Origin of the sequence: Bdellovibrio sp. HCB185ZH (genome assembly GCF_047302455.1) — a bacterium.
Taxonomy (GTDB): Bacteria; Bdellovibrionota; Bdellovibrionia; order Bdellovibrionales; family Bdellovibrionaceae; genus Bdellovibrio.
Genome location: NZ_CP178624.1, coordinates 3027703 through 3042070 on the forward strand (window position 1 = coordinate 3027703; position 14368 = coordinate 3042070).

Genomic DNA, 14368 nt, shown 5'->3' on the forward strand with positions numbered 1-14368 from the left:
AGCCAAGTGATTGAAAGAGTATTAGCGATAGAAACCAGTTGTGATGACACCTCAGTTGCGATCGTAGATCGTAGCGGTTGGGTGCATTCTGTGGTTTCCGCTTCTCAAGACTTGGAACACGAAGCTTATGGCGGTGTGGTTCCAGAAATCGCAGCTCGTAATCACTCCATTGCCCTGATTCCTCTGATCGAGGAAGCCTTTAAAAAAGCCAACATGAGCTGGTCGGATATCCAAGGTATTTCGGTAACGAATCGCCCTGGATTGGTTGGCGCTTTGATCGTGGGATTGGTCACGGCGAAATCTTTGGCTCAAGCAAAACATCTTCCGTTCCTGGGAGTGAATCACCTGGAAGGACATTTGCTCGCACCTTTTTTAAAAGATTCGCAGTATGCTCCGCCGGAAGATTTTGATTATCCTTATGTCGGTCTTGCGATCAGCGGTGGTCACACCAGTCTTTATCACATCACAGCTTTAGGTGAGTACCGCGTATTGGGTGCAACGAAAGACGATGCCGCTGGCGAGTGCTTTGATAAGTTTGCGAAAATGGCAGGCCTGGGTTTTCCGGGTGGCGTGAAGGTCGATCAAATGGCCAAGCAGGGAAATCCGCACGCTTTTGAGTTTCCTCGCAGCATGATCCACGATGACACTTTCGATATGAGTTTCTCGGGTCTGAAATCTTCAGGTCAAAGAATGATTCAGCAATTAGGACCTGAACAAGTGAAGGCACAATTGCCGGATCTGTGCGCTTCTTTCCAGGAAGCGATTGTTGATGTGCTTACTGCTAAATTGGATCGCGCAGCCAAGGTTTACAAAGCGAAACGTGTGATTCTGACGGGCGGGGTGAGTGCGAATTCACGTCTTCGTGCCCGTGCCGAAGAATGGGCTGCGAAAAAAGGTTTGCGCTTGGTCGTGCCACCGCTGAGATATTGCACGGATAATGCCGCGATGATCGGTTATGTTGGTGCCCTTCGCATGGCTCGCGGTGAATCTTCACAAATTGATTTGGGTCCATCTCCTCAAGCTCTTCAATCGGATTTCAAATGAGTTACGCCCGCGAACGTTTAAAGAAAGCCCAAGAACAACTGGGCATCGAAGCCAAAAAATCCCTGGGTCAAAATTTCCTGGTCAGTGATACGGTCATCAATCGCATTATTGATCAAGTGAAAGCCTTTGAACCAGAAGTCATGATTGAGGTGGGACCTGGTCCCGGTGCCTTGACGGATCTGCTTTTGGAAATGAACGTTCCGATGCAAGTAATTGAGCTTGATCGCGAGATCGCGGCTTACTGGCGTGGTAAAGGTCTGACAGTTCATGAACAAGATGCCTTGCGCTTGGATTGGTCGCAATTCTTCAGCGACAAAAAATTGGTCTTCGTCAGCAACCTTCCGTATCAGATTTCTTCCAGCATTGTGATCGAACGCTCGATGGAAAATCACGGCGTTGCACACATGGTGTTGATGTTCCAAAAAGAAGTCGCGCAAAGAATCAAAGCACCGGCGCGTGACGAACATTATGGTCTTTTAAGTGTGATTGCACAGACCTTCTGGAACATCCATATTGTTTCCGAAGCGGGTCCCGGGGATTTTGCTCCGCCACCGAAAGTGGCCAGCCGCGTTCTGGGTTTCACCCGCATTACAAGTGACGTTAAAAACCATAAATCCTTCCTGACCTTCGTTAAGATGGCTTTTGCCCAGCGACGCAAGCTTTTGAAGAAAAATTTGGCTGGTATTTTAGGTCAAAGAAATGTAACTCAAGAACAACTGATAGAGTGGATCAAGGAATTGGGTTTCCCTGAAACAGCTCGCGCCGAGGAGTTAAGCCCCGCGCAGTTCGTAAAACTTTATCACAAGTTTGGATTTGAGTAAGAATGAGCGAAAAAATTCTGATTATTCAGGAAAACAAAAAAGCACGCTTCGATTACACGATCGTTGAAACGTTCGAGGCGGGACTTATGCTTATGGGAAGCGAAGTAAAATCCCTGCGCGCGAAGGACGTGCAGCTTAAGGATTCCTACATCACTTTCCGTGGCAACGAAGCATTCCTGCAGAATGCACACATCGCTGAATACAAAGCCTCCAGCTACAATAACCACGTCCCAGAACGCTTGCGTAAGCTTTTGATGAATCGTAAAGAGCTTGATGAAATCGCAGGAGCTTTGGCGGAAAAAGGTTATTCCTGCGTTCCTTTGAAAATCTATTTCAAAAATGGTCGCGCGAAACTAGAGATCGCTTTGGTTAAGGGTAAAAAGACTCATGACAAACGCGAGTCTATCAAAAAACGCGACGTTGAAAGCCAACTGCGCCAATCCGTACGCCGCGAACGTTAATATTTTTTACCTGTGATCTGCAGATTATCGATCTCACACTGAGACGTGTTTGAAGATTTCAGGAAAGCTTTCACTCGCAAAGTTCCTGCACCTGCTGTGTTCGCAAAAGTACTTAAACCTGCGTTGATCTGAGCAGCAGAACTTGCCGTCGAATAATCAGATGAAGCTAGCCACGAAGAACCATCGTAGTAATAGAAAGCTGAACCGTCGGCGCTTAACGCATACTTAGCACCAGCCGAGCAACCATTTGCACCCAAAGTTTCAGTGAAACCATTGCCATCCAAAATCTGATAAGCCGAAATCACACTCGCACCGGTCGCCGTAAAGGAAGGTGCAGTCGAGTCGTAGCGATTGGCTCCGACTGTGATGCTTTTCAATTCAGGAGAACACGAGGTCGCCACAGAGTTATAAGTACAATTCGTCGATGTATCTTCACTGTCAAAGAACGCGCGATACTGGAAGTAGCGATTTGAAGCAACCGACAAACCCGCAAAGTTCGAGAACGTCATTGTTGGAGCCGTACCCAGAATCGATCCACCCACGGTATTTGCACTCGTATTAAACAGTTCCGAGAAGAAAGTCCCGCCTGTGTTGTCCGGACCTTTCCATCCTGAATTTGTCGCTGCAGCCTGATCCGAGCAATCTATCGCAGAGCAGCTGCGAACTTGATAGCGAATGCGGTTGTTAAAGCGACGATACATCTCTTTAATCTCGTTCGCAGATAAAGCTTTCGACCAAACACCCACTTCATCCATATAACCACGGAAGAACAAGGTCGTCGTGTCGTGATTACCGATTCTTAGACCATAAGAACCACCGGCATTCACAAAAGTATTCGTGCAGGATCCGGTTGCAACACCATTGATATAAAGTTGCACGCAGGTTCCATCAAAGGTCGCCGTGACCAAACTCCATTGCCATAAACTGATAGTTGCCGTGGAAGCGAGATTTAACTCTGTACCCCCATTGTTGTAACTGTAAAGCATTAGCTTATTGCTTAGGCCCAAGCCCAAGGCGATCGATGCTCCCGCAGAACTTCCGCGGTGAATCGTTAAAATTCGATTATCAATTGTCGTCGCACCGGTATTACCGATGGCGTTTGGATAAATCCAAGCACTGATTGAAAAAGGCTGATTGTCTGTGGCGATAAAGTTGCTGCTGGCTGTGGCAGCGACATAATCTCCAGAAGCATTCCAAGAACCAGTGTTGCCGAATTTTCCTAAGCCCGTAGTGTAAATACGCGCATTACCAAAACTTGTTCCGTGGTTTGCATTACCCGACGAATCCACAACGTCATTGGCGGAGTGAGGCCATGAAGTTTCATTAAAATGCCAGATGGCTTTTAAGCCCGTATGCAAAGTTCCAACACCCGAAGAGTAGTTTGCGGCTTCAGACGCACTTGGAATTTCTTTATAGAAGGGCACAGTTGTTCTTGCCGAAAGTGTCAGCCAAGAAGTGTCCGTGGAATTGTAAGCCTGCGCATCCATCACGCGAGAAGTGATTTTACCTGCGTAAGTACCAGCTTGATGATTGTAGATCGCAGACACTTCAGCTGTCGTCAGAGCTGACGTCCATACCGCAATATCATCCATATTGCCAAGCCATGGGCCCGTGCTGTCGTAATCCAGACCGATTTTAAAAGCACCATTCGCCGTCGTGATATTGGTTGTGGCTGTAGAACCATTCATACGAAGACCATTGCGATAAATTGTTCTCATCTTGGTTGTAGCATCATACGTTGCTACGATATGAACCCATTTATTTCTATCGACACTCAAATAAGCGTAAGGACTTAAAGCATCGCTCGTATTGCTAAACTGAAAGCGCACGTAACCCGCATTCGTATATTGCAAATACCATCCTGTATTAGCGCCGGAACTATTCCCGTAAGAAGCAATAGTTCTAAATGAACTGCCGGCACCAGTAGGATAGACCCAGGCGGCAATGGTAAAGGAACCCGTCAAGTCAGGACCTGCAGCAACGCTGCCATAAGTACTTGTTGTACTGAATGTGGCAGAGTGGGAACCAATTCGTCCCGTTGTGAATGGAACCGAGCCATTGTTGGTTGCCGTATATGAACCGACAGAATCATTGAAATTGTTATCGAGTTTATAATAAGCAATAAGGCTATTCCACTGCGGTGTCCACGTGCTATCCAGCGCGGATACGTTGTTACCGGTCGCATTCAGGCGAACGGCACCCAAAGTGGAATCCCATTGAAGATCCGTCAAAACAGATGCGGTAAATTCAGATGAACTACTATCCGTCAAGGGAGTCTGTTTCAATACCGCGGAGCCACCTGTTAAAGAAGAGGTCGTTGTATTGCTGATGCTGTAGTTCGCTTCGGAAGCCGCTGTGAATGGAATATTCAAAGTGAAGTTTTGATAAACGGCACCGGATAATTCATTCGTAGAAACCAAAGAACCAAACGAGTTATTCGCGCGCACACGATAATAGTATGTCGTTCCAGTTGATAAGCTTGATGTTGTCGCAGGCGAGCTGACGCTTGCATTCGTGGATGCATAAGTTTGGCTCGCCGTATGCGAAGATGTATCGTACAAAACATCATAAGTCGTGGCACCAGCAGCACTCGCAAAAGCCAATGAAGAACTTCCCACTCCTGGGGTTAACGATGTTAAAGTAAAGGCACTGATAGGAATACCCATTGCCTCTGAAGTTGCATCGACAGAAGTCGCTGTGTTTACAGCCGTGACCATAATATAATAAGTGGTACCACCCGTAAGCCCGGTGATATCGAATGGCGAAGTTGCGGATGTGGAAGCGGTCGTGGAGTAATTTCCAGCCGTCGTTCCATATTTAACGGTATAGCTGTTAGCATTCGTGGATGAACCCCAAGTAACACGCAATTTGTCTGCTTCAACTACCGTAACACTTGAAATTGTAAACGCTGTCGGAGCACTTTGAGTGATATCAAAACTATTGGAAGCGAGTGAAATAGAACCAGTCCCACCAGACAAAATCGTTCCCGATTTTGTGGCTGTCATGACTTTACCCGTGCCATATGTGCTTGCATTGACATTGGTAAATGTCGCAACACCACCAACCGCACTTAACGAAGTCGTTCCACCTAAAGAACCCGTGCCCGTCGTCAATGCTAAAGACACAGTGGCTGTCGCATCCGCACCCGTCGTCACAAGATTTCCACTCGCATCAAGAATACGCACAACGGGTTGAGTTGCTAATGCTGTTCCTGGTGTGACGCCGCCCACAGGCTGAGTCGAGAAGCTAAGCTGGCTTGCTGGTCCGTTCGTAGCAGTCGCAGTGAAAGTTGTAGAGAATGCAGTGCTAGGAATCGAAGCCGTCACCGTGTGCGCACCGGTCGTCGAAGACAACGTTAAAGAATTTGAAGCAAGACCCGAGGAATTGGTAGTGCTGCTTGCAGAACCTAAAGTTCCAGCCGTTGTACTCCAGTCCACTGTGACACTTGGAACGTTGTTCCCATGCGTGTCTTTCACAACCGCCACCAAGTTTGCACCCAGGGCAGAGCTGATCGTTGCAGATTGATTGTTACCGCTGGAAACAGCAATGCTTGCAGGGGCGTCTGGTGTGATGTTGAAAGTATTTGAAACAGCCGCTGAAACTCCGGCTGCCGTCGCAGATAACGTATAACCGGTGCCTGATTTTTCAATAGATAAGTCAGAGAACGTAGCAGTCCCTGAACTTGCCGCAACCACTTTAGTTCCACTCAGCGTGCCCGAACCTGCATTGGTGCCGATAGCGACGGTCACATTTCCATTAAAGGAAGAAATTGTATTTGCGTAAACGTCCACCGCACGAATGGTCACTGTAGAAATCGTGTTACCAGCAACGGTGTTCGTTGGATTCGCGATATAAATCAACTGATAAATAGTCGCAGCCGATACCGCAATCGCAGACGACGTCACTGTAGGAGAACCGCCACTTTGTGTGACAGTGATCGTTTGATTTCCCGTAGTTTTTAAATTGAAAGAGAACTGCTTAACACCCGCATCGCCACTGACGAACGTGTAGTTAGCCGGCAAAGTCGGGGAGTTCGAATCAGATGAAGTAAACTGAACAGTTCCCGTGTAATCCGTTTTAACGTTGTTATAAGAATCACGCGCAGTCACTGTCGTATTGAATGCAGTTCCTGCAGTCGCATTCGCCGGAACTCCAGACAAAAGGAAATTATTGATAGCACCTGGAGTTGCTGTTGCACTGAAAGTCGTAGTTATCGTTGTACTGTGAATTTTTGCAGTGACAGTATATCCACCCGTGACAGTGCCTACCGTCAAAGTGTTTGTACTGATACCACTGGAGTCCGTGTTGTCTGTTGCTGCACCCAAAGAAGAGTTGCCAGTCGTCGTCCAATCGATTTGAACAGAGGGAACCGCGTTTCCTTCTGCATCCGTCACTTTTACCTTTAATGAAGTGCCCAATGCGTTATTCACAACAGCTGACTGGGAATTTCCCGCGGTCACGGCAATTGCTGCGGCCGCGCCTGGAGTTACAGTCACTGTGGGAAGCGTGCTCGTGATCGCAAGACCTGCTACAGAAGCTTTGATCGCTGCTGCCGTACCAACAAGTTTACCGGTAAAGACAGAGGTGTAAGTTCCGTCCCCATTATCCGTCGTTGCCGCAAAGGTCCCGGTGCTTGTACCGCTATCAATCCCGAAAACAACGTTCATGCCGCCATTCGTGATGGGATTATTGGAAGCATCCATCGCATGAAAGGTCGCTGTGATCGTAGAGCGTGAGGCGACGGTCGCTGCAGACAAAGTAACATAAGAGTTCGAAAGGGAGTAGTTAGCTGGCAGTACCGTCACTTTCGCTGTTTTTGTATCAAGCTCGACACCATCAACAGAAGCGATGATAGTCGTTTCTGAACCTGACAAAGATCCGCTGAATGTTGAAACGTAGGTTCCATCATTATTATTTGTGACTGCGCTGAAGATCCCGGTACTTGTACCACCAGAAGTGCTGAACTGAACATTGGGATTGCTGCCAGGAACGTGAAAGATGTTCCCTTCAGAATCTCTGGTTGTCAGAGTCACCGTCGTTGAATTACCAGAAAGAATGGAAGACGACGAAAGAGTGATGGTGCTTGCGCCCGCCGAAATCGAAACTCCAGCAAGAAATCCGCTTTCAATGCTTGAGCCTTTTTTGCTACAAGCAGTGAAAGTGAACACAGCGATAAGGCTCAGGAGTAACTTCACCATTACTTCTTCTCCTCGCTGAATAGATCAAATCCATAAATCACGTTTCCAAAAACGTTAGTTTCAGAAAGATCCGAAACGGATGTATTTTGATTTCTTTGTTGAGCACCCAGTTCAAAAGAAAGAAGACGTCCGTTTTTATCTCTGCGGATGTACAAAAGACCTTTATAAAGACTGCCGCCATCGATCGTGTAAGTATCCGTGGAGGTTCCACCCAAATAGCCACCTGAAACAACAAATCCCACTGATGTAGATTTCTTTTTAAAGATTTGATAATCCAATAAGGCATTAAGGGAAGAAACGTTTGCGGTATCAATAGAAACAGATGTGGTCGTAAGCCCGTGCAGATAAAGTTCCTGAGCGTATCCGACGTTCAAGCCTACGGCCAGTCTATCAGTTAGCAGATAATGTCCACCAAAGTTCAAGCCGTACAAAGTTTTTGAATCGTTGACGATTTTTTTAGAAGCGTTGGTAGAAGGTTGAAACTCAAGATTGCGCAAAGAGAACGAGAACAACGTTTTAAATTTGTCCATCCACTGTTGTGACCAGCCAATGGAAGCCGTCAAATCGTGATCCGTGTTTAAATCGGCTTTCGAGTGAGTCACATTATCTTCAGCAGAAAGAGTGGAAATCTGATAGCCCGCTTTGATTTCAAAGCGATGATTAACTTCTTCATCGTCATCGTTGGTGCTGTTCATCGCAGGAGTTGAACTCGCCGACGACTTCGCAGGCACTGGTGCCGGGGAGTTCACGGTTGCTGGGGAATTCACTGGAGCTTGTTCGAGAGCCGGAGCAGCGGCTGCCGCAGAGGGCTGAACCTCTGGCGATACAACTGTCGTCCTTAGGGAAGTGACTTTTTCTACCTTCGTAGCATTAGCTTCAACTTTCTCGACTTTCGCAACCGGAGCTACAACATTTTCAACTCTTGCAACTGCTGTCGCAGTAATCGCTTCATCACTCGCAACACTTCGCAAATCACGAATCGGAACCAAGATCACTTGGCCGACAAAAATCGAATGATAATTTTTGAGTGCAGGATTTAGCGCCAACAGTCGAGCCAGGTTTTCGTTCTTGCCGTAAGTATGGCCACCACGAACTCGGTCTGCGATGTTAGAAAGGGTGTCTCCGGGCTGAACGATGTACTGGCGATAAGACGTTCCCTCTTGAGCTGTGGTGACACTGCTCATCAGGAAGATTATCGCTATTAACATGCGTTCGATTCTTTTCATTCCGGTACGTCCCAATTTCATCCGTTGTAAAAGATTTGTTAAAGTACTCCTCGGCGACCCACGAGAAACCATGAAGGAAATTGGAGTTATAAATGCGATTCATTGCATGTTTTTCATGAATTTAGACATTGGTAGGGTGGAGTCAGAAAAACTGTCTCATAAATAGAAAAAAGCCAGCAACGTGCTGGCCTAGAAAATTCTGAATGGAAATTTTAATTTAGATTAAGAGACTTTTCGACGCGAATTCAGCTCTACAAGTGAAGTTGGAACTTCGTTCGAAAGGAATTCTTCTTTGAAACCCAGACGTGCGCGTTTTTCTGCAAGCAAGTGTTTCCACGCTGCATAGGCTTCACGATTTTGCGGATCTATCGAAAGCTTCTCCAAAAGTTTCAGTTCCGTTTCTGTATTGGCTTTCAAAGCGCGATAGAAATAGTCGTAGGTCATTGAAAGATCACGGAAATCATCTTCTTCGGGAATAACATAGTCTTCGATATGCCATTGACCCAACATCAACTGATGCATGTGTTTTTCCATGCGAATCAGCGGAGCCAACAGATTTTTCGTCATACGAATACTTAAAAATAAAGTCACTGCGGTGATGGCAACGATACTGGCGCCTAAAAACACCCGCAACCAAACCATCTCGCGTTCCAAATGCTCGACTAGACGTGGTTGAGTATCATAAGCCAACGTTTTAAAAAGTTCATAGTTCTGGGAGATAAAATAATAAGCCGGGATAAAAAATAAAAGAGCGCCGCCAGCAAAGGCCGTGATCATGTACCACGAGTACTTGTATTGGAAAGCTTTATTAAGGATGAACCTTTTTCGTCCGTTCCCGTGGGGCACTCGCTGAGGTTCAATAACTCTTCTACCGTATAGCATAGTCACCTTATCGGTGGGTTGAGTTTTCTTTCGAGTCCAATTATTCTCAAAAAAAGACAAAACGCACTGAGGGGGACTTTTATGAGAGTAACATGCATGCAGAAGCTTGGGCTGTCCGGTTTTATAAAGACGTTGGTCTTGGTCGGAACACTTCTGCACATCGCTGGTCCTGCCAGTGCAGAAAATAAATCAGCACCGTTGGTTGATGACAAGTACTCGCTGAAAGCGGACCGTACGGCGATGGAAAAGTTGCGGGAAAACGTCCCTGCAGAAAAGCGCGCCGAAAACGACGAGAAAGCGTTCATGGCCCAAATGATGGTGGATTTTTCTAAATCTCCTTCGGAAGTGCGCGGTCAGTTTTCCACTATATTAAGTAAAAAGCGTGATGCCTTTAGCAAGGACATGAATAAAACCCGTGAGAGTTTCACCAAAGCTCAAAGAGAGGAGCGTGAAGCTTTCACCAAATCTCAACAAGAGCGCCGCGAGAAGTTTGCTAAAACCAAAGTCTCCTCGGCGGAGCGCACCGAGTTTTATGCAAAATTAGATGGGGAAAGAAAAGACTTCTACTCCGCTCAGAAAGAAAAACGGGATGCCTTTGAGGAAGAGGTTAAAACCAAGAGAAAAGACTTTGACGATTACGTTCGTGCCAAAAACGATGAGTTCAATCAGTTGCACCGCGACTATACTCAGCGCTATCAGGAAAATAAAAAATCCCAGGAAGAATTAAAGAAACAGGCCAAAGAGAAAAAGAAAAACTTCGAAAAAGATCTCGAGAAAGAATACGAAACCATCAAATCAAAGCCTGCGACACCGTTGGGAATTGAAGAATAGTTCTACTGGCGTTTAAAGACCTCTTTGTGAATTTCCATGGTTAAGGCAAAGAGGTTGTTTTCCTGAATCGGGGTGAGTCCCTGAAATTCAATTCCCACCGTTTGATTTCCACTCTCCGTTTTTACGTGACGGACTTTTGCAGTCAGTTCAATCGGTGAATTCTTAGCGATCAGCAGTTTGCCTTTAAGAGTGTCGTCAGTTTTGAAAAGCGCAACCGATTCTTTTTCAAGCAAACGACATCCCTGAGCGCTCAAATCTCCCAGTTTCGCGTGAATTTTCACGGCCGTGTTATTGATGTGAGTAATATCAAAGAATGCTTGATAACCCGTGGGAATTCGTACGCGATAATTTTGGCGGCGCTGCAGGTGAAACATTTCTTTCGGCAGAGGAAACTGACAGCGATTTCCGTACACAGTGGCTGTGCCCTCGAAATAGTATTTCTCGCCACCTAAAAAGAAATAGCCCAGAAACTCTTCGCCATTTTTCAAATTTTCAGCGGATTCAAGCAGACATTCCAGATGTTTGGATTTGGAATGCCATTGAACGGCTTTAACTTTAACCAGATTTTCCGTTTGACCCTTACAAAGAACTTCACCCTGAGCGGCGGCCAAATCGATGAGGAGTTTTATCTGCTCATCTTCGCGACTTAGTTTTTTGAAGATTTCCTGATCCAAACGGTAACCTCGTGCTTATTGTGGTGAAGATGCACGACATGTGCATTTTCCAACTCTTGAAACTTTTTAAGAGTTTCAAAGTCGGTTCCACCCTGAAATTTTATAGTGCAAACGAAGTTTTGGCAAAGTCCTGAACGCTGCCACTCTAAAACTAGTTCCAACAATTTAGCAGGGTAGCAGATGATGTCTGAAAAGAACCAATCGATGGCCCCAATATCAGAGGGTTTCACCGTGAAGGCGTTGGTTTTTTTAAATTCAATTCGTGGCAAACGTGCGATTTTTTCATCCAAGGGCGCACGATCGATGCTGATCACATCGCAGCCCATTTGTTGGAGAACCCATGTCCAACCACCCGGACAACTTCCAAAGTCGACAACTCTTTGTCCCTTGGAGGGGCGAACTCCATAAACCGTAAAGAGCTCCCACAATTTCAGATAAGCCCGAGACGGTGGAGTTTCTTTGTCTTCATTGAAAGCCACCTCACCTAATGGGAAAAGGGAGTTTGTTTCGCTTGAAACCAGCAGAGTGTTTTTATCAATCAGGGTCCAGGCGCCCAACGGATCCTTGGGCAATGGATCCAGGAAGTTCAAAACGCGGGGACGAAGTTTCGGCAACTGATCCTGAATCAGTTGAGCGCGTCTGTGATTATCAAAGGAATAAAGAGCCCACAACAAGCCACGGCTTTTTAAAGCCTTAACAGCTTGAGAGATAGATTCAAACGGAATGATTTCAGCGTTGGTCCAAATGTTTTGGGCCCACACAGAAGTCTGGATGGGCCCATCAGTTAGAACCAGGTTGCCATGAACTGCGGTGATATTTTTAAGCTCAGCCTGCAGTTCGGGCAGGAATTTTGTCGGCGCAAGATAAGCGATCATGCCGCCTTAGTTGCCACAGCTGGAGTAAGAAGTCCACGACTGTTCCAAACAGTCATCGCTTCAGACCAGAATTTTTCTTTAATTTTCACATCTGCAGGGCCCATTTTGATTTTAGGGAAATCCTGCTTTTCAAAGTGCTCAACGAATTTAGCTTCGTCGCCCGCACGAACGATTTTCATCATTAGGTTGAAGTGAGTTTCTGTGAAGGCTTTGCCATCCACGAACATTTTTCTGAGTCCCGCCTCTGGTGTGTGAGCTAGGAAATTGTAAAGACCGGGTACATCGTATTGACTCATTCTGATACTCCCTTTTTTGGTTACTTATCTATTATCGGATTTTGAAAGGCGAGCTTGAGGCCGACCTCAACATTGGTCCAGGAGAGGTCTAGGTAAGGTCCAGTCTCGTCGGGGAGACCTTAAGTCCTAAGACCTAGATCCGATCTAGGAGGCATGACAAACACAAATACGACTAAAATCTTGTTGGCAGCTTTGATCACCCTAACTATGAGCAACACAGCGTTTGCGATGGCGAAAAAGCCGGTGGACTCGGGATCGAACGATTCTCCATCCACTTCTCCTAGTCCAGCGCCTTCTACTCCGACGACGCCTGAACCTCCGGCAACGACGGGTTCGATTGTTCCAGCAGACTTTGACGTCTATACCGAAGTCGCGGGTCCGGTGGGTAAATTGGTGGATAGTATCTATCAAACATACCGCGAGTTGATTCCAGAGCGTGATCAAACCATGGCTTACAAAACAGACAATGCGGATATGAACCTGGATACTCGTTACCGTTTTGCAGATCGAATCGCCTATGCGATCGAACTTAAAATGAGTCCATCGAAAGCGGGTTTGGGTTATGTGGGTTCTTCGTATGGTATGAGCAGCACTGAAAGCTCTTACCTTGAAACGAGCTTGATCTCTCACCCTTTATGTACGGTTTCTTCGTCTTCGTTAACGAAAACATTGAACAGCGGAAAAGTACCGTCTTCAACAGTTATTAATAAGGTGAATACCTTCACTAATAAGATGAACGAGTACCGCAGGGGAGCTTTGAACGGGGATCGCACATCTTTCGTGAAAGCTACCAAACTTTGGACGAAGCTGATGATGTGTATGTCGTATACTGAATCTTTGACGACAGCGGATACTTCAACGTCTGGTAAAGTTGCGACTAAATATGCGCCATCAGGTTACCGTCGTCCAGCGGGAGTTCTTTTCTATGAAGACCCGGCTCAAGATGCGGCTTCAAGACTTAACATCGGTCTTTTCCAATTTACGCCGACAGCAAGCGGTAACGTGCAAGCATGTATCCGCGAGTGGAATAAGCTTTATCCGAAAAACACCATCAGCACTTCAGCTTCTCAAGCAGAAATGATCCGTGTGTTGGGAAGTGCCATGCAAAGCTTTAACGCTTTCTGCGGAGCTGCGAAATTGACGGGTATGTTTGCCGTGCAAGTTAATACATCCAAATCAGGCAACACTCATCCGTCGAACTTGCAATCGAATGGCAGCTTAAAACTTCCAACAGACCGTTGCGTAAGCCCGCACTTTGCAGCCGGCAAATCGTACAACCACTTCGGTCCATTGCAAAACTCAACGGGCTCGAACTTGAACGAGCTAATGAGCTGCACCCTAAACGGTGAATACTAAAGGTACGGACACACTTTCTCCAATAAAAAAACCCACGCCAAAAACGTGGGTTTTTTATTGGAGAAAGTGTGTCCGTACCTATTATTTCATATTGAGCAGTCCGAGGTTTTGAGTCATTCGAGTGAGCAGGCTGTTCAATACTTTCTTTTCTTCGTCATTGAACTGGCCAAAGAAAGCTCCGATGCCGCCATACCACTCGGGTGCGATTTCTTTTAAAACGCTTTCGCCTTTAGCAGTCAATTTGATCACAAAAGAGCGACCGTCTTTTTCGTGAGTCATTCGCTGCACTAACTGTGCTTTCTCAAGACTATTGATCAGACCAGAAATCGTTGCTTGAGTGACTCCCACTTTCTGAGCAATCTCTGAAGGCATCAAACCCGCAGGCGCTTTGCGAAGAATAACTAATAAGGTGTAGCGTCCTGGGGATAAGTTCCAGCGCGCAAAGAAGTTATCATATTTAGATTCAAGATCCGTCGCGACTTTTCTGAAAAGCAAGTGAGAGTAAAGTGAAGCAATATCCGCAGATGGGCACAACTCTTTGGCATTCTGTTGCAGTTCTTCTTGAGACGGAATGGTTTGGATGAAAAGCTTAGCCATGCAGGCCTCCAATCGAGCAATTTTCATATTCAATGAGACATCCTTTGGGTGCCCATTGACAATTGTTAGTTACCTAACTAATATAATTAGGTGCCTAATAAAAATCA

At 46.3% G+C, this 14368-nt stretch carries 12 protein-coding genes; 5 read left to right on the top strand and 7 right to left on the bottom strand.

What is annotated here, in order from left to right; translation table 11 throughout:
- Positions 1-6: 6 nt before the first annotated feature.
- From tsaD to smpB, 3 genes are read left to right on the top strand one after another with little or no spacing between them, the layout of a single operon-like run.
- Positions 7-1044: a tRNA (adenosine(37)-N6)-threonylcarbamoyltransferase complex transferase subunit TsaD gene (gene tsaD, locus ACLSU7_RS14825; RefSeq protein ID WP_413292693.1), complete on the top strand. Its 1038-nt coding sequence runs from the start codon at positions 7-9 to the stop codon at positions 1042-1044.
- Entirely contained in the window at positions 1041-1865 is an 825-nt protein-coding gene (rsmA, locus tag ACLSU7_RS14830) for a 16S rRNA (adenine(1518)-N(6)/adenine(1519)-N(6))-dimethyltransferase RsmA (protein WP_413292694.1), read from the top strand. The genes tsaD and rsmA overlap by 4 nt, the downstream gene beginning before the upstream one ends.
- 2 nt (positions 1866-1867) lie before the next feature.
- The gene (gene smpB, locus ACLSU7_RS14835; protein ID WP_142701503.1) at positions 1868-2326 is read left to right on the top strand and encodes an SsrA-binding protein SmpB; all 459 of its coding nucleotides are present in this window, start codon (positions 1868-1870) and stop codon (positions 2324-2326) included.
- On the opposite strand, the gene ACLSU7_RS14840 is transcribed toward smpB, so the two are convergent.
- The 3 genes from ACLSU7_RS14840 to ACLSU7_RS14850 form a co-directional block, all read right to left on the bottom strand.
- Positions 2323-7524 carry a beta strand repeat-containing protein gene (locus ACLSU7_RS14840; RefSeq protein WP_413292695.1) on the bottom strand — a complete coding sequence of 1734 codons (5202 nt, stop codon included), beginning with the start codon at positions 7522-7524 and terminating at the stop codon, positions 2323-2325. The two genes, smpB and ACLSU7_RS14840, sit on opposite strands and share 4 nt — an antisense overlap.
- Positions 7524-8750 (bottom strand): LysM peptidoglycan-binding domain-containing protein, encoded by a 1227-nt coding sequence (locus tag ACLSU7_RS14845; protein WP_413292696.1) that lies wholly within the window; start codon positions 8748-8750, stop codon positions 7524-7526. Before ACLSU7_RS14845 ends, ACLSU7_RS14840 begins: the two co-directional genes overlap by 1 nt.
- A gap of 222 nt (positions 8751-8972) precedes the next feature.
- Positions 8973-9632 carry a hypothetical protein gene (locus ACLSU7_RS14850; protein ID WP_413292697.1) on the bottom strand — a complete coding sequence of 220 codons (660 nt, stop codon included), beginning with the start codon at positions 9630-9632 and terminating at the stop codon, positions 8973-8975.
- An 18-nt stretch (positions 9633-9650) separates the two neighbouring features.
- Here ACLSU7_RS14850 and ACLSU7_RS14855 point away from each other — a divergent pair, with 18 nt between their 5' ends.
- Complete coding sequence (locus ACLSU7_RS14855; protein ID WP_413292698.1) at positions 9651-10463, top strand: hypothetical protein; 813 nt, start codon at positions 9651-9653, stop codon at positions 10461-10463.
- A 2-nt stretch (positions 10464-10465) separates the two neighbouring features.
- On the opposite strand, the gene ACLSU7_RS14860 is transcribed toward ACLSU7_RS14855, so the two are convergent.
- Genes ACLSU7_RS14860 through ACLSU7_RS14870 form a run of 3 tightly spaced genes read right to left on the bottom strand, consistent with a single transcriptional unit; the run spans position 10466 to position 12308 of the window.
- Positions 10466-11137, bottom strand: a complete 672-nt coding sequence (locus tag ACLSU7_RS14860; protein ID WP_413292699.1) for a flagellar brake protein — start codon at positions 11135-11137, stop codon at positions 10466-10468.
- The gene (locus tag ACLSU7_RS14865; RefSeq protein ID WP_413292700.1) at positions 11110-12012 is read right to left on the bottom strand and encodes an SAM-dependent methyltransferase; all 903 of its coding nucleotides are present in this window, start codon (positions 12010-12012) and stop codon (positions 11110-11112) included. The genes ACLSU7_RS14860 and ACLSU7_RS14865 overlap by 28 nt, the downstream gene beginning before the upstream one ends.
- A complete protein-coding gene (locus ACLSU7_RS14870) occupies positions 12009-12308 on the bottom strand; it encodes a hypothetical protein (protein ID WP_142701497.1) in 300 nt (99 codons plus the stop codon). The genes ACLSU7_RS14865 and ACLSU7_RS14870 overlap by 4 nt, the downstream gene beginning before the upstream one ends.
- Before the next feature lie 153 nt (positions 12309-12461).
- Between ACLSU7_RS14870 and ACLSU7_RS14875 the strand changes: the two genes are divergently transcribed.
- Entirely contained in the window at positions 12462-13664 is a 1203-nt protein-coding gene (locus ACLSU7_RS14875; protein WP_413292701.1) for a hypothetical protein, read from the top strand.
- An 81-nt stretch (positions 13665-13745) separates the two neighbouring features.
- Here ACLSU7_RS14875 and ACLSU7_RS14880 read toward each other — a convergent pair whose 3' ends face one another.
- Positions 13746-14261: a MarR family winged helix-turn-helix transcriptional regulator gene (locus ACLSU7_RS14880; protein ID WP_413292702.1), complete on the bottom strand. Its 516-nt coding sequence runs from the start codon at positions 14259-14261 to the stop codon at positions 13746-13748.
- Positions 14262-14368: the final 107 nt, after the last annotated feature.